We start from the raw sequence: 17,734 nt of genomic DNA, 5'->3' as shown, positions 1-17,734 counted from the left end.
ATTGCGAGCGTCAACTCAACACCAGCTTGCAGATGATCCACCTGGCATTCCTGGCGTTGCTGCTTAGAAGACTTTGAACAGGCTCTAAGAGCTTACAGGGACGTACTTGCAGCGTGTCCCGCGATGGCCGGCGGGCAAGCGCCCTGCAGCCAAACCGCAGATCATCCGCTCTGCCACCGACGCATCCCGATTCCCGATGCGTATCCCGTCAAAGCGAAACCGCACTCTCCCGCGTCACCCGGCTCAACGCATCGCCACTGATCTCGGCAATCGACCGCGTGCCGGTCAAGGTCATCGCCACGCGCATCTCGCGTTCGATCAGGGTCAGCAGATTCTCCACACCGGCCTGGCCACCGGCTGCCAGCGCGTAGACGAACGCACGCCCCAATAGCACCGCATCGGCGCCCAGCGCCAGCATGCGCACCACATCCAGCCCGCTGCGGATGCCCGAATCGGCGAGGATCTTCAGCTGCCCCTTCACCGCGTCGGCAATCGCCGGCAATGCGCGCGCGCTGGACAGCACGCCGTCGAGCTGGCGCCCGCCGTGGTTGGACACCACGATGCCGTCGGCCCCGAAGCGCACCGCATCGCGCGCATCGTCCGGGTCCAGGATGCCCTTGATCACCATCGGCCCGGTCCAGAATTCGCGGATCCATTCCAGGTCTTTCCACGAAATCGACGGGTCGAAATTGGCGCCCAGCCAGCCGATGTAATCCTGCAGGCCGGTCGGGCTGCCGCGATACGCCGAGATATTGCCCAGATCGTGCGGCTTGCCGAGCAAGCCCACGTCCCAGGCCCAGCGCGGATGCGTCACCGCCTGCAGCATGCGCCGCAGCGACGCGTTGGGCCCGCTCATGCCCGAGTGCGCATCGCGGTAGCGCGCCCCCGGCGTGGGCATGTCCACGGTGAACACCAGCGTGGTGACGCCAGCTGCCTTGGCGCGCTCCAGCGCATTGCGCATGAAGCCGCGGTCCTTGAGCACGTAGAGCTGGAACCACATCGGCCGCTCGATCGCCGGCGCCACTTCTTCGATCGGGCACACCGACACCGTGGACAACGTAAACGGGATCCCCCGCGCCGCCGCCGCACGCGCCGCCTGTACTTCACCACGGCGCGCGTACATGCCGGTCAGCCCCACCGGCGCCAACGCCACCGGCATCGCCAGGGTCTCGCCGAACAACTCGGTGCTCAAGCTCAGGTCCGACATATTGCGCAGCACCCGTTGGCGCAGCGCGATATCGGCCAGATCGGCGACATTGCGCCGCAAGGTGTGCTCGGCGTACGCACCGCCATCGATGTAGTGAAACAGGAACGGCGGCAAGCGCGCCTGCGCGGCGGCGCGGTAATCGGAAGCGGCAGAAATGATCATCGAAGACGCACGGCAGCTGCGGGGTAGCCGCTGAGTGTAAGGCGATCGGTGTGGCGGGTGGACCGCGCTACAGCGTGCCTGGCGCAGCAGCAGGCCGATGCCGGGTGCCTGGGGAGATGGACCAATGCGGCAAGTCGGCGTACTGCGCCAGCGGCGCACGCATTGCGGCTGCGGTCAAAGCGATAACAGGCGCCAGCTCAGTTCGCCGCATCACGGAAAAAGGCGCACCGGCTCACCCGGCAGCAGCAAAGTGCCCATGAAATCCCAGCGGCACCGCATACGGCAACCAGGCCTGTGCGATCGGCCCGGCATCCACGTGGCCTGCATCCAGCACCATCAGGCCGGTGCGCGCACGGGTGGTGTCCAGCACGGTGCCGACCAGCCAGCCGTCGTCTGGGCGGTCGCTGCCGGGGCGCGGCACAAACACGTGTTCTTCGGCCAGCATGTCCGGCCCGTAGCGGTGCACCTGGCGACGGTCGCGGTCCAGATCGTAGCTGGCCACCGCGTTGAGGAACGGCGAGGCGTTCGGCCCGTCGATGCACGGCGCATACAGCCGCGCGCCGCGCGTGACCGGCGTGCGCGCATCGAAGGTCGGCAGCTCCAGGTTGTCCACCGCATGCGCTTGCCAGTGCGCGCGGCCGTTGCGTAGATCCAGGTGCAGGCTGCGCAGCTGCACCGGTGAGGGCGTGGCCGCCGGGTCGCCGTGCATCGCCGCCTGCAATGGCGAGCGCGCCTCCTCCTGGTCGGTGTGGACCAGCGCGCGCACCACGATACGGTTGCGGTGTTCGTAGGCATCGGCGAAGTGATAGGCCACCGCGAAGTCGGCTTCGAACCAGCGCGGTTGGTCCAGCGCATCCTTGGGCACCACCGCAATCCGGCACGCGGCGTCGGGGGTGAAGCGCATCTGCTCGAAGAACGGGCCTTCGCCATCCAGCCGGCGGTAGGGCGCCAGCACGAAGATCAGATGCCGCTGCGTCATCGCAAAGCTGTGCAGGTAGCCCGGCGTGTCGGTCTGCAGCAGTTGCGCGCTGCGCAGCACCGCATCGGCGCCGATGTGCCAGATCAGCACGCCGGTGGCGCCGATCACGCCGATCGAGCCGAAGTTCCAGGCACTGCCATCGCGGTCGATCAACGGGTGCGCCGAAAACGGCATCGCGGCCAGGTCGTCGCGCCAGGTTACCGGGCCGAGCGTGCCCAGCGCATCCGGATCCAGTTCGATCGCCGAGCCGGCTTCCCATAACGCGAACAGGCGCCCATTGAGCATCGCCACCGAAGTGTTGGCGGTGTTGACGTCGTCGTTGTTGCGCGCCGGTTGCTGGTCCGGCACCGCGGTGCCGGACGCGCGGTAGAGGAAGCGGCCGGCCTGCTGTTCCTGGGTGAACTTGTGGGTGGCCACCATGCGCGCGTGGTGCTGCACCTGGCCGCCATCCAGCCGCCAGCGGTGCACCATGCCGTCGCCGTCGAACCAGTGGTCGTAACGGAAGCCGGCGCGCTCGGTCCAGGCCGGGCCATTGCGATACAGGCTGCCGGCCAGGCCCTCGGGCAGCGTTCCTTGCAGCGCCACGCGGGTAGGGCCCAGGCTCGCCTGGGTGACGCTGCGCCAGCCCAGCAGCCACGGCGCGCGTTGCAACTGCTCATGAAACCGTGCCGCTTCGGCTGCTTGTGCCGGAAAGCTGCGCAGCGCCCAACCGCCAAGCGCAGCACTGCCGGTAGCTGTCAGCAAGGACTGCAGGAAACGACGGCGATGCATGCACTGCTCCTTGAGGAAACGTGGAAATGTCAGCGCATCTGCACGCTGATACGTTTGCCGGCAGCGGGCAGATCGAACGCCGCCTCGTCGAAGGTCGGCTTGCGCATCGCGCGCGGATTGTTGCTGAAGCCGTAGCCTTCCACCGGCATGCCGATCAGATTTGTATCGAGCTTACCGTTGGCGTTTTCGTCGTGATTGATCATCACTGCGTAGCGGCCGGGGGCAAGGTTCTTGAACTGGATGTGCGGTGTAGCGCTGGTGATCGGCACCGTTTGCGCCTGCACCGGCGGCTGTGCGCTCTCCAGCTGCGCAGCCGAGGCGATCACCGCAATGCGCAACTTGCCTTGTTGCGAACGCAGGCCGCTGACGCCCACGTCCAGATCGGCGGCCTGGATGCCGGCGCTGCCGAGCAGGCCGACGAGTGCGACAACGACGTAGGTGCGGGCAAGCATGCAAGTCTCTTGACACGGGTGGGGATGCGACGCGTTGGGGGGCGATGGTACGCAGCGCCTCGACTCGGCGGCGGCGGTGGCCGTCGCAGATCGCACCACACGTGGCTGACCACACAGTGCGGCAACACGTCTGCCTGCAAGCCACGTGGGCCTAACCCGTGTGCAAGCAGGCGAAGCGCTCCTCATCGCACGCGCCAGACCGCTGCCTTCTCAACCCTCACCACACCAGCGGCAGCAGGCGCCGGCTCTGCGCCGCATACGCCGGGTACGCAACCGGAAACGCGCGCTGCAATGCGGCTTCTTCGATACGGATGCGGTGCAGGAAGACCCAGGTCACCGGCACCACGATCGCCGCCACCGACAACGCATTGCCCATGCCCAGCGCCAGCCCGTAAAAGGCCAGCAGCGCGCCTGTGTAGGAGGGATGGCGTAGCCAGCGATACGGGCCGCTGCGCACCAGCTGATGATCGGGCTGGATGGTCACATCCACCGTGAACCAGCGTGCCAGCACCTGGATGGCCCACACGCGCAACGCCAGCCCGCTGCCGATCAAGGCGCAGCCGGCCCACTGCAGCGGCGCAGCCCAGCCCTGCGGCCAATGGGCCAGGCCGCTGTAGGCCAGCACCACCGCAACGGCCACCGCTGCAGAGAGCACGCGCCACAGGTGTTGCAGCGTGCCTTGATCGTGCGCGCCACCATCGCTGGCGCGGCGGCGGCTGAGCAGCAGTTCGTAGCCGCCCCAGAGCAGATTGAGCGCAAGAAACAGACTGGAAGCAGACATGGCGTGACTCCGTGGCGATGAGTGGGTTGGTCATGCCAGTGTGCGTACGCGCCGCCTCGACGGCAGGGGCCGCAGGTCATCGATCCCACCTGCCGGAAGTCACTTTCTGCATGCGCACCATTGCCGAGTGGCCGCGCGGCCGTCAGCATCGCCGCATGAATTCTTCCCTGCGTCATCTTTTGCATCCCCTGCGCCTGGCCGGCGCGTTCACCATTGCGGCGGTGGCGCTGTCGTTCCTGCCCGACGTCTCACCGCAGAGCGTCTGGCGCTGGGGCGTGCTGGCCGGCTTCACCGCCTTGTTTCTGCTGCACTCCCTGTTGCGGCCGCTGCCTGTGCTGCGCAACGGCGCGCTGCTGTTGCAAGCGGTCCTGGCACTGCTGCTGGTGTGGATGGAGCCGCATGCAGGCACTGCCCCGGTGCTGCTGGTGTTGCTGGTGGCGCAGGCAGGGATGGCCTGGCCGCCGTTGCGCGTGCTGCCGTTGGCGCTGGCATTGAACGCCGGCATGTACGCGGTGTTGGTGCAGGCCGGTATCGATCGCGCGCTGTCGATCGTCAGCATCTACGCCGGCTTCCAGGCCTTCGCCGCGCTCACCGCGCATTACGCGCGCAGTGCCGAGCGTGCCCGCGATGCGCTGGCCTACGTCAATGCCGATCTGCTGGCCACCCGCGCGCTGCTGGCCGACAGCGCACGCGATGCCGAGCGCCTGCGCCTGGCGCGCGAGTTGCACGACGTGGCCGGGCACAAGCTCACCGCGATGAGCATCCACCTGCGGCTGCTGCGTGCCGACCCCATGCTGGCGCCACGCCAGGAGCTGGCGATGCTGGAAGGCCTTGCGCGTGAGTTGCTTGGCGATATTCGCAGCGTGGTTCAGTCGTTGCGCGACGATGCCGGGCTGGATCTGCACACCGCGCTGCATGCCCTGGCCGCGCCGTTTCCCAAACCGGTGCTGCAGCTGCAGATCGACCCGGCCGTACGCGTGAGCGACCCGCAAATCGCCGAAGCCCTGCTGCGGCTGGTACAGGAAGCGCTGACCAATGCCGCGCGCCATGGCGAGGCCGACACCGTGCAGGTGTCGCTGCACACCCATGACGGCCAGCTGCACATCGACATCCAGGACGATGGCCACTGCGCCGAGCAGATCCGCGAGGGCAACGGCATCGCCGGCATGCGCGAGCGGCTGGCGGCCTTGCATGGCCAGTTGCAACTCGGCCGCGCCGCGCACGGCGGCATGCAGTTGACCGCGAGGTTGCCGGCATGAGCGCACGCCGCATCGCATTGGCCGACGACCAGATTCTGGTCCGCGCAGGATTGCGCGCGCTGTTGCAGCAGCAGGGCGTGGAGGTGGTCTGCGAGGCCGACGACGGCCAGAGCCTGCTGGACGCGCTCGTCATCAACACGGTGGACGTGGTGCTCAGCGACATCCGCATGCCCGGCCTGGACGGCATACAGGCGCTGCAGCAATTGCGCGACCGGGGCGACCGCACCCCGGTGCTGCTGCTCACCACCTTCGACGACAGCGACCTGCTGCTGCGCGCCACCGAGGCCGGCGCGCAGGGTTTCCTGCTCAAGGACGCCGCCCCGGAAGACCTGCGCGAGGCGATCGAGCGGGTGGCCAGCGGCGAGACCCTGCTGCAGCCGGTCAGCACCGACCCGGTGCGCGCGCGCTACCAGTTCCGCGACCAGCAGCCCCCGCGCGAGACCTTCAGCGAGCGCGAGGTGGCGATCCTGCGCCTGCTCGCCGGCGGTTACTCAAACAAGGAGATCGCCCGCACCCTGTTCCTGGCCGAGGGCACGGTGAAGAACTACGTCTCCACCATCCTGGAAAAGCTCGGCACCCGCGACCGCACGCGCGCGGTGTTGAAGGCGATCACCTTGCGGGTGATTTGAGGGCTGGGAATCGGGAATGGGGCTCGGGAATTGGGAATGGGGATTAGGGAGTCGTAAGAGCGGGGCTGGAGCGGGCGCTGGCAGGGTGAGACCGGCGTCGAAGTCGAACCGCAAATCGGAAGCCGGAGGCCGGAAGCCCCTCTCCCTTCGGGAGAGGGGTTGGGGTGAGGGTACGGGGCGAAGCCACACTTGGAACGAGATGACACGAGGCTTCGCCCGTACCCTCATCCGCCCCTGCGGGGCACCTTCTCCCGAGGGGAGAAGGAACAGCCCTTGGTCAGCGGGCTTGGCGCCCGCCGCCTGCCCCTAGTCCCAGTCCCCCGAGGTTCGCTCTCGTCGACGGTGGCACTGGCGCATTCATCTCGGCCGAAGGGCGAAGCTCTACCGAGCTGCTACCACCACACGCAACAGCCAGCTCGGCGCCCAGACACGTCGCCACCTCATTTACATGACGATATCTTGCTGGTGTGCATGCTGTTGTCTTCCAAAGGATTTCCCTGCTTCGGCAGAATCAGCCAACAACCGTAAGGTTGCCGTCAGGTCGCACCAGCGGCCAGGCGCGAAGGTCGTCTGGCGGCCACCAACGCCGCTCGGGGACGCGCCGCGCTCCGGTCTGCCGCGGAGTCCGTCATGCGCCTGGTCCGATACCTGTTCGTGTTGATCGTCGTGTTGTCCACCAGTGCCTGGACGGCACCTACCCAGCCCGAATTGCCGGGCAGCTGGACCCGTGCTGCGCTGTTGACCCAACCCGCCACGGCCGAGCGTGACCTGCGAGTGGCCGTGGGTCGCTGTGATCTGGCAGTGCAGGGACCCGCGGCCGGGGCATGCGATAGCGCGGCCGCCCACTCCGATCAGCGCGGTTGCGCGCAGGGCCTGGCGTGTCGGCAAGGGGCAGGGCGTGGAGCTGGCCGTAACGACCGCGACCGCGAAAGCATGCCCAGCGTGCTGGCAACACGCAGCCAGATCAACGTGGCTTTCAGCAATCTTTCTGATCGGGGATGACGGCGCGCAGCTGCCGAAGTCGAATGCGACAGTCGGAATGCGGCACCGCACTGACAGACGCACCGGCAAGCACCCAACCTCGGCGGCGTGAGGGTGTGAGGTGAACATGCACGATGGTTCGACGCAGCCTGCAGGCACCACCCACACCGATCGGATGGAGCAATCGGCGATAGGAGCGATGTCACCGCGATCTACGCTGCGCTGCCGCCGCCGTTCAACCCAAGCCAGAGGCCACACTTCTGCAGACAGGGGATATGGCGACATGTGTGAATCATGCGAGCGCAACCGGCTGGAGCATCGCAGGACCTGCGGCCACAACGCACAGTGTGCGCCGGCTGCACGGTCCGGCCTGCCAGCGGCGACAACACTGTCTGGCGCAGCCCTGCCAGACAGTGGGGTGTAGGCGTTATCGCGGTGAAATCTTCGGGTCGTTGCCAACCTGCGGGTCGCAGCTAAACAGGATCTTTTTGTCTGTGTCTTCCACCACGAACGAGAGGAAGATCAGCGTCGCGATTTCGTTTCTGTTGATCACCGTTGCGCTGCGGCCATCGATGGCGATCTCGATCGGATGCACGATCTGTTCCTTGGAATCGGTCGTCAGCACACTTCTTATCTGGAAATTGTCCCGAACTTCCTTTGCGAAGCTGTAGACCATGGTCAACGGGCTTTGCCCCTTGCATGCGAGTGCCAGATCCGGAGAGAAGCTGTAGAAATATTTGCTCCCGCCGGTATTTCCGCCGAATCCGACATCTGCAACAGTGAGGGAGATATGGAGTTTTTTCTTGTCCGTCATGACGTGTCCTGTTCCTTGAAAAGCGGGGCATAGAGGGAGATGAACTCCGGGTGGCGGTAGCCCGCTTGATACAGCCATCCGAGCTGTTGCGCGACGACAGCGCGCTGGCCCAGGTGCACCTGGGCGCGAATCCATGGGTCGAGCAGGTCCTTGTCGCGGCTGTTGCCCGCATCCTTGCCAAGCACGCTGAGCGCGCGCTGCCAGGCGTCGCGGGCGGTGTCTGCCTGACCGGCAGCAGCGAGTTGTTCGCCATGCCAGATCAATGCCTGTGCCAGTGCCGACAACCCAAGCAGGTCGTCGGGGTTGGCGCGATGCAAGGCATCCAGCCGCGCGATCAGAGCGTCCATCTCCGCACCGACGATGGTGGAATTGGCAGTACGCAGGTGGCTCAGTCTCAGCGCGATAATGGCGTCCAGCCATTGCCATTCTGGTACCGGTTGGGTCTGTTGCAGCAGCGCGGTGGTCATCTGCCTGGCCTGCGACAACTGCTGCCGGGCCTTGTCGCTGTCTCCATCCAGGCCGGCCACCCAGCCAACCTGAGCATGCGCATGCGCCAGATCGCGGCGCCAGATGACATTTTCCGGCTGTAATGCCACCAGCGTTTGCAGGATGCGCACGCTGTCCTGCGCATCGGTCTGCGCCTGCGTCAGATGACCGCGCGCCAGTGCCAGATTGGAAGTGCGTATCAGCGCCCCTGCCCGTCGCCGCCGCCAGGCATGCGCGTCCGGGTCCGTCTCGACCAGCACGCGCAACATCGCGATCTCTTCGCGATAGCCCTGCTCTGCGGGTGCGAGCAAGCCCTGGGCTTCCTGCGCAAGACTCAACCACGACAAGCTGTCGATCAGCTCATAGCGCACCGAAGTATTGTCAGGCGCGCGTGCAAGCAGTTGCCGCTTGAGTGCGATGGAGCGGGCAAAAAAACCGATTGCCACATTCGGCTGTCCTTCACTGGTGGCCAGCGTGCCGAAGTTGTTGAGCGCATACGACAACTCCAGCTGCCAGCGCGGATCCTTTGGCGCAGCGCGCACCAAATGTTCGCAGGCAGTCAGGTACTGCGACCAGTATGTACGCACCAATGGCAACTGTTTGGCTTGATATGCCAGGTAGCCCAGCCAATACGCCGCCTGGCCCAATTCCGCGTGCGCATCCAACGCATCTGGCGCACGCACACGTGCCTGCTCGGCCGTGGCAGCGGCACGCGTAAATGCCGCATGCGCCTCGTCCAATTTGCCCTGATTCATCAGCACTTCGCCGGTGGTGCGCAGGGCACGTGCGTGGTTGATCAGATCGCCCGGCTGCATGCTCGCGTTGGGCAGGCCCTCCAGATAATGCAGCGCGCGGCTGCCCACGCTGTCGAGCAGTTTGAGGTTGCCCACCGTGCGCAATTGCTCGGCCAGATCGCCCAGCATGTAGCTCACCAGTTGCTGCGCCTGGTCGCGGCGTTGCTCGGCCACTTGCTGCGCCTGCCGCGCTTGCCACCCCAGCAGCATCGAGGCGCTTGCCAGCACCACCAACAACGTCGCCGCCACCGCATACATCCCGCGCCGTTGCCGCTGCGAGCGCTCGCAGGCATGCAGGAACGCGTGATCCACCGCGCCCAACTCCTGCGGCATGCGCCGCGCCGCCTCGCGCGCTTCGCTCAACGGGCGCCCGCTGTTGAGCAGATGATCGGTGCGCCGGCCTTCGGCGGCCCAGCGCTGTGCGGCCAGTTGCAGGCGTTTGTGGGCCTGCAGCAGGCGGCGGTTTTCATGGATCCACTCGGCCGCGCGCGGCCATTGCCGCAGCAAGGCTTCGTGCGCAACCGCAAACCCCGGCTCGCCTGAGACCAGTTCGCTGACGAACAACCGCGCATGCACGAAGGCATCCACCAGCACGCGTGCGGCGCTGTTCTGGGGCAATGCCGACCACAACGCACGCCGCGCGGTCACCGCATCGCTGTCGGGATGGATCACGCTCAGCAACGTCAGCACCTCGCCCAGCGCGGCCTGCGCGGCGGCCGGCAAGGCACGAAAGGTCTGGTCGGCATGGTGCGCCAACGCACCTTCCAGTCCGCCCAATGCGCGGTAGGCCGCAAAGGTCAGCAGGCCATCGTCGCTGCGTTGCGCGTGCAGTGCATGCAACAAGTGCTGCAGCAACGGCAAGGCATCGGGCTGGCGTGCGGTGGCGTCGCGCAGTACATCGTCCAGGCGGCTGGCACTGTCTCGGTCTTCTTCGAAGCGCAGCCCGGCCATCGCCGCAGGCACGCGGATGATCTGGCCGATCTCGCCATCGCGTGGCGGCAGCAGATCCACATGCCCGTCGCCACGTTTGAGCTCCACGATCTGCGGCAAGGCATCGATCAGGCGCGGATAGAAATCGCTGCGGGTGAGCATCAACACCGCCACCTGCGCGCTGCTGCACAGCGCCTGCAAGGCGGCAGCCAAGGCGGCGCGATCGGCATCGGTGATACCGGGGGTGGCCGCCATCGCTTCGGCATGGTCGATCACCAACAGCAGATGGCGCTGGGTCTGCAGGCTGTCGCGCGCCGGGGCGCTCTGGCGCATCGCCTCGCTGATGGCCGCATGCAGTGGTGCAGGGTGTTGCAACCAGTCGGGCAGCAGCGCCGTCTGCGCCGGCGAAAACACCGCGCGCCCGCCCGGCGCCCAGTCGCCGAGTGCGCGGGCCAGTGTGTCGAGGACATCGCCGCCGCGGCATTGCGCCAGGTTGCAGTACGCCACCGCCACCGCTTCCAGACCATCCAGGCCGCCGGGCTGCGACAGCAACGGCACCACGCCCGCCCGCAACAACGAGGTCTTGCCGCAGCCGCTGGCACCGCTGACCAGCACCAGCCCGCGTTGGCTGTGCAATTGCGCGCGTAGCGCGCCCAGCACCTGCGCAATGGCGTGGCTACGGCCGAAAAAGACCTCGGCTTGCGCGGGAGCGAACGCCTGCAGCCCCACGTAGGGATTGCCGTGCTCCCACGCCTGCGCACCAATCACCGCGCCGCGATAATCCTCGGGAAACACCACTTTGGGCAGCAGCCGGTAACCGCGCTTGCGGATGGTTTCGATGTAGCGCGGTTGGCGGCTGTCGTCGCCGAGCTTGCGGCGCAGTTGGGCGATGGTCTTGTGTACCGGGTTGTCGCCGTAAAAGCTGCCGTGCCACACCTCGATCAGCAACTGCTCGGCGCTGATGACCTCGCCTGCGCGCTCGGCCAGCGCGATCAGCACTTCCATCATGCGCGGTTCCAGCGTGATGGTCTGGCCGTCGTCGATCAGCGCAAGCCGTTCCGGCTCCACCAGCAACGGCCCAAGCCGAAACCGTGGGACGGAGCTCAGCTGCGTGACGCGCTCGCTTCGAAGAGACATCGCTCGGATACCGGTCGCACAGCTGGAAGGGACCTCGACGATCGCCAACAGGCGCAGCCAGGCACGGCACGGCAGGCGCAAAAAATAGCACAGGCGGCCCGGCAGGAAATCGATGGTGATCGCTGTTCGTTCGCGGCTGTGCGCTGAAGATGCATGCGTTGCACGGCGCACGGTGAGGCGATACCGGCGTCTTCACGCGCATCCATACAGCAGCGTGTGTTGCGTATCAGGCTGTTTCGCGCGCAGCCCACCGATTAAGATGCCGCCAGCATCTTGCTGACGAGGAGTACACGTTGATCATCCATCCCAAAGTGCGCGGCTTCATCTGCACCACCACGCATCCGCTTGGCTGCGAGCGCAATGTGCTCGAGCAGATCGCCGCCACGCGCGCTCACGGCGTGCGTAGCGACGGCCCGAAGAAGGTGCTGGTGATCGGCGCGTCCAGCGGCTATGGCCTGGCTTCGCGCATCACCTCCGCTTTCGGATTCGGCGCCGACACGCTGGGCGTGTTCTTCGAAAAACCCGGCACAGCCACCAAGGCCGGCACCGCCGGCTGGTACAACTCGGCCGCCTTCGACAAGCATGCCAAGGCTGCGGGTCTGTACAGCAAGTCGATCAATGGCGATGCGTTCTCCGATGCCGCGCGTGCGCAGGTGATCGAGCTGATCAAAAGCGAGATGGGCGGCCAGGTCGACCTGGTGGTGTATTCGCTGGCCTCGCCGGTGCGCAAGCTGCCGGGCAGCGGCGAAGTGAAGCGCTCGGCGCTCAAGCCGATCGGCAACACCTACACCGCCACCGCCATCGACACCAACAAGGACACCATCATCCAGGCCTCGATCGAGCCGGCGACAGAGCAGGAGATCGAAGACACCATCACCGTGATGGGCGGGCAGGATTGGGAATTGTGGATCGACGCGCTGGAAGGCGCCGGCGTGCTCGCCGATGGCGCGCGCAGCGTGGCCTTCAGCTATATCGGCACCGAGATCACCTGGCCGATCTACTGGCACGGCGCGCTGGGCAAGGCCAAGGTCGATCTGGACCACACCGCGCAGCGCTTGAATGCGCGCCTGGGCAAGCACGGCGGCACTGCCAATGTGGCGGTGCTCAAGTCGGTGGTGACCCAGGCCAGCGCGGCGATTCCGGTGATGCCGCTGTACATCTCCATGGTCTACAAGATCATGAAGGAAAAGGGCCTGCACGAAGGCACCATCGACCAGCTCGACCGCCTGTTCCGCGAGCGCCTGTACCGAGAAGACGGCCAGCCTGCCGAGGTGGACGACGAAAACCGCCTGCGCCTGGACGACTGGGAACTGCGCGACGACGTGCAGGACGCCTGCAAGGCGCTATGGCCGCAGGTCACCACCGAGAACCTGTTCGCCCTCACCGATTACGCCGGCTACAAGCACGAGTTCCTCAAGCTATTCGGCTTCGAGCGCAGCGATGTGGATTACGACGCCGAGGTGGAGACGGACGTGAGGTTCGATTGCATCGAGTTGGCTTGATCGCCGGGAGTCGGGATTGGGGATTAGGGATTCGCAAGAGCGGTGGGCACCACTACCACTACCACTGAGCTTGGCGGGTCCGACTGCGTTGCGTCAGGGATAATCGCCTCCCGCCGGTTGTCTTTAGATTGATGTTACGAATCCCCACTCCCGAATCCCAAATCCCAGCCCCCCAATGGACAAACTGATCGCTATCCTGGTGCTGGCCGTCCTGGTCAGCGTGACCTGTGCCGTGCTGCTGCGCTTCGTCAAGCTGCACTTTTCACTCAAGGCAATCTGCAATTTTGTGATCACCACGGCCGTCGTCTGCGCCGTGGTCATGCAGGACGGCTCGGCGCCAGACCTGCAGTTCGCCCTGATGCTCACGCTGTTTTTCAGCGTACCGGCGTCGCTGTGCGCTGTGCTGCTGAGCGCAACCCTCAACTGGATCATCCAGAAACGCCGCGTCCGTGTGCCGGCCTGAGCACGTGAGCGCAGCGAACAACACGTAGCAAGCACCTGCCCACCGTCCTGCGGCCGCAACAACGCGTCAGTTCTGCGCACCGCGCTCCGTTGGCAACAAACCTGGACAGAGCGCCGAAAGCCAGCGCTCCCAGCTTTTACGATTCCCCAATCCCGATTCCCGATTCCCGGCGCGTCACCGCCTCACATCAAACCGCGCATCGCCCACACAGGCCTGCACATCGGCTACCGAGAGTGGATTGAAATCGCCGGGAATCGAGTGCTTCAAACACCCCGCCGCCAGGCCGAAGCGCACCGTGTCCTCCAGCGACCAGCCTGCGATCAGGCCGTGCAGCACGCCGGCCGCAAACGCATCGCCGCCGCCGATGCGGTCGATGATCGGGGTCAGTTCCTCGCTCGGTGCACGTGCCACCTCGCCACTGCGCGGCACCAGCATCGCGCCCAGGCTGTGGTGGTCCACGTTGTGCGCCACGCGCTGCGTGCAGGCCATCAACTGCAGTTGCGGGAATGCAGCGAAGGCCTGCTGCGCGGCGGCTTCCACGCGCGCTTCCAGCGTGTCCTGCGGGAACTCGCCACCGAGCACCACACCGATGTCGCGGTAATCGGCAAACACCACATCCGCACACTCGAACAGCTGGCGCAGGGTGCCGCGCGCATCGCCCTGCCAGCGCTGCCATAACTTGGGCCGGTAGTTACCGTCGAACGACACCTTGACCCCGGCCGCACGTGCGGCGCGCGCGGCCGCCAGCGTTGCCTGCGCCACATCGGCGCCCAGCGCCGGGCTGACCCCGGACAAGTGCAGCCATTGCGCGCCCTCAAGCAGGCGCGGCCAGTCGTAGGCATCGGCCGGCGCCAATGCAAACGCCGAATCGGCGCGGTCGTAGACCACTTCGCTGGGGCGATGGATCGCACCGGTGGTCAAAAAGTACAGGCCCATGCGGCCATCCACGCGCCGCACATGCCGCGTGTCCACGTCGTGCCGCCGTAGTTCGCCCAGCACTGCCGCACCCAGCGGGTTGTCCGCTACCGTGCTGACCATGGCCACCTCGTGACCGAAATGCGCCAGCGACACGCCAACGTTGGCCTCCGCCCCACCGCAATGCACATCCAGCCGAGGCTGCTGCAGCAGCAGCTCGTGACCAGGCGCCCCCAGGCGCAACAACAACTCTCCAAAGCACAGGATGCGGGCACGACTCATGCGGCAATTACCTCGTCTGTGTTGTGCGTCACGGGGTGGAGAGACCGGGACGCGTCAGGATGACCATCGGTGTCATTCTAGCCGTCCTGATAGACGGCCAATCACAAGAATAATGCGACGTGTAGGGGCTGGTTGCACCCCTTTTGTGCAAATTAGGTGAGGTTTTCTGCTGCGCTGCAAGATGTTGAACGGCGATTCAGCTGGTAACGTCGTTTTGACCAGCGGTGTCATTACCGCCCACACCCCCGCTATTTCACGTTGTTCATGGACCCTTGGGAGGGGAGGACATGCAATTTCGGACCACCAACCGGAAGACACCGGTTACCTTGCTTGCACTGTCGATCGGCCTTGCGCTGAGCGGCCATGCGGCTGCACAGGACGCCGCCCAGGCACCCACCGAGCCAACAGTCGACCTCGACGCCGTTACCGTCACCGGCTATCGCGCCTCGGTGGAAAAGGCCCTGGACATCAAGCGCGGCGAAGCCGGCGTGGTCGATGCCATTGTCGCTGAGGACATTGGCAAGTTCCCCGACCTCAACCTGGCCGAATCGCTGCAGCGCATCCCCGGCGTGGTGATCACCCGCGATGCCGGCGAAGGCCGCAATATCTCGGTGCGCGGCCTGGGGCCGGACTTCACCCGCGTGCGCGTCAACGGCATGGAAGCGCTCACCACGGTGGGCGGCTCGGACCAGTCCGGTGGGTCCAACCGCGGCCGCGGCTTCGACTTCAACGTGTTCGCCTCGGACCTGTTCACCCAGTTGATCGTGCGCAAGACCGCGCAGGCCGATGTGGAAGAAGGCTCGCTGGGCGCCACCGTCGACCTGCGTACCGCGCGCCCGTTCGACTACGAAGGCCTCACCATCGCCGCCAGCGGCCAGGCCGCCTACAACGCGATGTCCGAGAAGGCCAACCCGCGCGTGGCCGGCCTGATCTCCAACACCTGGGCCGACAACACCTTCGGCGCGCTGGTGTCGGTGGCCTACACCGAGCGCGAGCTGCTGGAAGAAGGCAGCAACAGCGGTCGCTGGGCCAATGGCCCGAGCAACGGCAACTTCGCCGCCAGCCCGGCGTTCCCGCAGGCGCGCGATGCCAACGTGTTCCATCCGCGCTTCCCGCGCTACACCTTGATGGAGCACAAGCAGGAGCGCATCGGCGTCACCAGCTCGCTGCAATGGGCGCCGAGCGATTCCACCGAGTTCTCGCTGGACGGTCTGTATTCCAAGATCGACGCCAAGCGCAGCGAAAACTATATCGAGGCGATCTCCTTCAGCCGTGGCGCCGCGCAGGGCGGCAAGCCGCAGACCATCGTCAACGACGGCTTCATCGACCCGGCTACCGGCGCGATGCTGTACGGCAACTTCGACAACGTCGACGTGCGCTCGGAAAACCGTTACGACGAATGGAATACCGTCTTCAAGCAGCTCTCGTTGACGGGCGAGCATCGCTTCAGCGACGTGTTCAAGATCAGCGGCATGGTGGGTACCTCGAGCTCCAAGCACGAGAACCCGATCCAGACCACGGTGATCATGGACAAGCTCAACGTCGATGGGTATTCCTACGACTATCGCGGCAACAGCCGCAAGCCGGTGTTCAATTACGGCATCAACCCCACCGACCCCAATGGCTGGACCCTGGCCGAACTGCGCCTGCGTCCGCAACAGGTGCAAAACGACTTCGACACCGGCAGCCTGGATTTCGACTGGAGCGTGAGCCCCGGGTTCCGTCTGAAGGGTGGCGTGCTGGCCAAGAACTACACCTTCTCCACCAAGGAATTCCGCCGCGCTTCCGAAGTGGCCGTGCCCACCTTCGCCGATGGCACCCGCATCGTGCCGGCCGACCTGACCGAGCAAACCGGATTGAGCGCCATCAAGGGCTCGCCCAACACCTGGGTGGTGCCGAATCTGGATGCGGTGGCCGATGCGCTGGGCATCTATAGCGGCACCGGCACCTTTGCGCTGGCCGAGCGTGCGGTGAACACCCGCAGCGTCACCGAGCAGGATCGCGGTGCGTATCTGCAGGGCGATTTCTCCTTCGATATCGGCGCGATCCCGTTCTCCGGCAACCTGGGCGTGCGCTATGTGCGCACCAAGCAGGAGTCCACCGGCTTTGCCACTGTCGGCTCCGCACTCGTGCAGACCACCGCAGAGCGCGAGTACAACAACACGCTGCCATCGATGAACCTGGTGGCCGAAGTCAGCCCGGATTTTCTGGTGCGCTTCGGTGCGGCCAAGGTGATGTCGCGTCCGGGCCTGGGTAGCCTGACGCCGGGTGTCACGGTCAACGTCAGCGGCGGTGCGCGCACCGTGAGTGGCGGCAATCCGAATCTTGACCCGATTCTGGCCGATACCTACGACCTGGGCTTCGAGTGGTATTTCCAGGAAGGCGCGCTGCTGGGCCTTGGGCTGTTCTACAAGGACATCGAAAGCTTCGTGCAGACCGCACGCGAGGTGCGTCCGTATTCCTCCAGCGGCCTGCCGGTGAGCCTGCTCGACGGCACCGGCGCCGGCGTCAACGACGACTTCGTCTTCAGCGTGCCGCTCAATACGCCCGGTGGCGATCTCAAGGGTCTGGAAGCCAATTACACCCAGCCTTTCAGCTGGTTGCCGGGCGTCTGGAGCAATCTGGGTATCCAGCTCAACTACACCTACGTCGATTCGCAGATCCAGTATCTGACCACCAGCGGCGCGGCATCGCTGGAAACCGATCTCACCGGTCTGTCGAAGAATGCGTACAACGCCACGCTGTTCTACGAAGGCGAAAAGTTCGCCGGGCGCGTGTCGGCCACGCATCGCGACGATTATCTGACCCAGGTGCCGGCAACCGAAACCGGCTTCGACGTGCACGGCATGAAGGCCACCACGATGATCGACGCCTCGCTGCGCTACAAGTTCGACGACAAGATCGAGCTGAGCCTGGAAGGCATCAATCTGACCAACGAAGTGGCCGACGAGTGGGTCGGTGCGGCCGCGCAGTTGCCGCTGCAGTACAGCGAAACCGGCCGGCAGTTCCTGCTGGGCGTGCGCTACAAGTTCTAACCGCTGATCGCCCGCTGCGCACGCGCGCAGCGGGCCTTTATTCCAACGCTTGATCGCCTTGTATGCGGTGCACTGGTGCACGCATGCAACGCGGTGGGCGTGATGTTTGAAAGCCTCCAGCAACTCTGTAATGCGCGGTTGCGCAACAGGTGTGT

The 17,734-nt window shown here is 65.6% G+C and carries 13 protein-coding genes; 6 read left to right on the top strand and 7 right to left on the bottom strand.

Going from position 1 to position 17,734, the window contains the following annotated elements:
* Positions 1 to 208: 208 nt before the first annotated feature.
* From lldD to XcyCFBP4188_RS20360, 4 genes are all read right to left on the bottom strand, one after another.
* Positions 209 to 1,369 (bottom strand): FMN-dependent L-lactate dehydrogenase LldD, encoded by a 1,161-nt coding sequence (lldD, locus tag XcyCFBP4188_RS20375; RefSeq protein WP_104592750.1) that lies wholly within the window; start codon positions 1,367 to 1,369, stop codon positions 209 to 211.
* A 232-nt stretch (positions 1,370 to 1,601) separates the two neighbouring features.
* Positions 1,602 to 3,119, bottom strand: a complete 1,518-nt coding sequence (locus tag XcyCFBP4188_RS20370; RefSeq protein WP_104592749.1) for a carotenoid oxygenase family protein — start codon at positions 3,117 to 3,119, stop codon at positions 1,602 to 1,604.
* A 29-nt stretch (positions 3,120 to 3,148) separates the two neighbouring features.
* Positions 3,149 to 3,571, bottom strand: a complete 423-nt coding sequence (locus XcyCFBP4188_RS20365) for a DUF2141 domain-containing protein (protein ID WP_074056291.1) — start codon at positions 3,569 to 3,571, stop codon at positions 3,149 to 3,151.
* Between the two features lie 217 nt (positions 3,572 to 3,788).
* On the bottom strand, positions 3,789 to 4,352 hold the full coding sequence (locus XcyCFBP4188_RS20360) for a methyltransferase family protein (protein WP_104592748.1): 564 nt from the start codon (positions 4,350 to 4,352) through the stop codon (positions 3,789 to 3,791).
* 32 nt (positions 4,353 to 4,384) lie between these two features.
* Here XcyCFBP4188_RS20360 and XcyCFBP4188_RS20355 point away from each other — a divergent pair, with 32 nt between their 5' ends.
* The 3 genes from XcyCFBP4188_RS20355 (at position 4,385) to XcyCFBP4188_RS23165 (ending at position 7,242) form a co-directional block, all read left to right on the top strand.
* A complete protein-coding gene (locus tag XcyCFBP4188_RS20355) occupies positions 4,385 to 5,611 on the top strand; it encodes a sensor histidine kinase (RefSeq protein ID WP_104592753.1) in 1,227 nt (408 codons plus the stop codon).
* On the top strand, positions 5,608 to 6,240 hold the full coding sequence (locus XcyCFBP4188_RS20350) for a response regulator transcription factor (RefSeq protein WP_006453357.1): 633 nt from the start codon (positions 5,608 to 5,610) through the stop codon (positions 6,238 to 6,240). Before XcyCFBP4188_RS20355 ends, XcyCFBP4188_RS20350 begins: the two co-directional genes overlap by 4 nt.
* Positions 6,241 to 6,870: 630 nt before the next feature.
* Positions 6,871 to 7,242, top strand: a complete 372-nt coding sequence (locus XcyCFBP4188_RS23165) for a hypothetical protein (protein WP_043911481.1) — start codon at positions 6,871 to 6,873, stop codon at positions 7,240 to 7,242.
* Between the two features lie 406 nt (positions 7,243 to 7,648).
* On the opposite strand, the gene XcyCFBP4188_RS20340 is transcribed toward XcyCFBP4188_RS23165, so the two are convergent.
* Together XcyCFBP4188_RS20340 and XcyCFBP4188_RS20335 are read right to left on the bottom strand one after the other, a co-directional pair.
* Positions 7,649 to 8,035, bottom strand: coding sequence for a hypothetical protein (locus XcyCFBP4188_RS20340; RefSeq protein ID WP_043911483.1), 387 nt, complete (start codon positions 8,033 to 8,035; stop codon positions 7,649 to 7,651).
* A complete protein-coding gene (locus XcyCFBP4188_RS20335) occupies positions 8,032 to 11,382 on the bottom strand; it encodes an nSTAND1 domain-containing NTPase (RefSeq protein WP_104592752.1) in 3,351 nt (1,116 codons plus the stop codon). Before XcyCFBP4188_RS20335 ends, XcyCFBP4188_RS20340 begins: the two co-directional genes overlap by 4 nt.
* A 293-nt stretch (positions 11,383 to 11,675) precedes the next feature.
* On the opposite strand from XcyCFBP4188_RS20335, the gene fabV reads away from it, so the two are divergent.
* Positions 11,676 to 12,884: an enoyl-ACP reductase FabV gene (gene fabV, locus XcyCFBP4188_RS20330; protein WP_104592746.1), complete on the top strand. Its 1,209-nt coding sequence runs from the start codon at positions 11,676 to 11,678 to the stop codon at positions 12,882 to 12,884.
* Between the two features lie 175 nt (positions 12,885 to 13,059).
* Complete coding sequence (locus XcyCFBP4188_RS20325; RefSeq protein WP_006453328.1) at positions 13,060 to 13,347, top strand: hypothetical protein; 288 nt, start codon at positions 13,060 to 13,062, stop codon at positions 13,345 to 13,347.
* A gap of 174 nt (positions 13,348 to 13,521) precedes the next feature.
* Here XcyCFBP4188_RS20325 and XcyCFBP4188_RS20320 read toward each other — a convergent pair whose 3' ends face one another.
* Entirely contained in the window at positions 13,522 to 14,544 is a 1,023-nt protein-coding gene (locus XcyCFBP4188_RS20320; protein WP_104592745.1) for a sugar kinase, read from the bottom strand.
* Between the two features lie 287 nt (positions 14,545 to 14,831).
* On the opposite strand from XcyCFBP4188_RS20320, the gene XcyCFBP4188_RS20315 reads away from it, so the two are divergent.
* Complete coding sequence (locus tag XcyCFBP4188_RS20315; protein ID WP_006453330.1) at positions 14,832 to 17,579, top strand: TonB-dependent receptor; 2,748 nt, start codon at positions 14,832 to 14,834, stop codon at positions 17,577 to 17,579.
* The last annotated feature ends 155 nt before the right edge of the window (positions 17,580 to 17,734 follow it).

Origin of the sequence: Xanthomonas hortorum pv. cynarae (genome assembly GCF_002939985.1) — a bacterium.
GTDB lineage: Bacteria > Pseudomonadota > Gammaproteobacteria > Xanthomonadales > Xanthomonadaceae > Xanthomonas > Xanthomonas hortorum_D.
Note: the sequence above shows the minus strand (reverse complement) of the source record. Positions and strands in the feature narration are given on the sequence as shown.

Coding starts and splice junctions, on each gene's coding strand:
- lldD (WP_104592750.1), bottom strand. CDS start 1,369: ATGATCATTTCTGCCGCTTCCGATTACCGCGCCGCCGCGCAGGCGCGC.
- XcyCFBP4188_RS20370 (WP_104592749.1), bottom strand. CDS start 3,119: ATGCATCGCCGTCGTTTCCTGCAGTCCTTGCTGACAGCTACCGGCAGT.
- XcyCFBP4188_RS20365 (WP_074056291.1), bottom strand. CDS start 3,571: ATGCTTGCCCGCACCTACGTCGTTGTCGCACTCGTCGGCCTGCTCGGC.
- XcyCFBP4188_RS20360 (WP_104592748.1), bottom strand. CDS start 4,352: ATGTCTGCTTCCAGTCTGTTTCTTGCGCTCAATCTGCTCTGGGGCGGC.
- XcyCFBP4188_RS20355 (WP_104592753.1), top strand. CDS start 4,385: ATGCCAGTGTGCGTACGCGCCGCCTCGACGGCAGGGGCCGCAGGTCAT.
- XcyCFBP4188_RS20350 (WP_006453357.1), top strand. CDS start 5,608: ATGAGCGCACGCCGCATCGCATTGGCCGACGACCAGATTCTGGTCCGC.
- XcyCFBP4188_RS23165 (WP_043911481.1), top strand. CDS start 6,871: ATGCGCCTGGTCCGATACCTGTTCGTGTTGATCGTCGTGTTGTCCACC.
- XcyCFBP4188_RS20340 (WP_043911483.1), bottom strand. CDS start 8,035: ATGACGGACAAGAAAAAACTCCATATCTCCCTCACTGTTGCAGATGTC.
- XcyCFBP4188_RS20335 (WP_104592752.1), bottom strand. CDS start 11,382: ATGTCTCTTCGAAGCGAGCGCGTCACGCAGCTGAGCTCCGTCCCACGG.
- XcyCFBP4188_RS20325 (WP_006453328.1), top strand. CDS start 13,060: ATGGACAAACTGATCGCTATCCTGGTGCTGGCCGTCCTGGTCAGCGTG.
- XcyCFBP4188_RS20320 (WP_104592745.1), bottom strand. CDS start 14,544: ATGAGTCGTGCCCGCATCCTGTGCTTTGGAGAGTTGTTGTTGCGCCTG.
- XcyCFBP4188_RS20315 (WP_006453330.1), top strand. CDS start 14,832: ATGCAATTTCGGACCACCAACCGGAAGACACCGGTTACCTTGCTTGCA.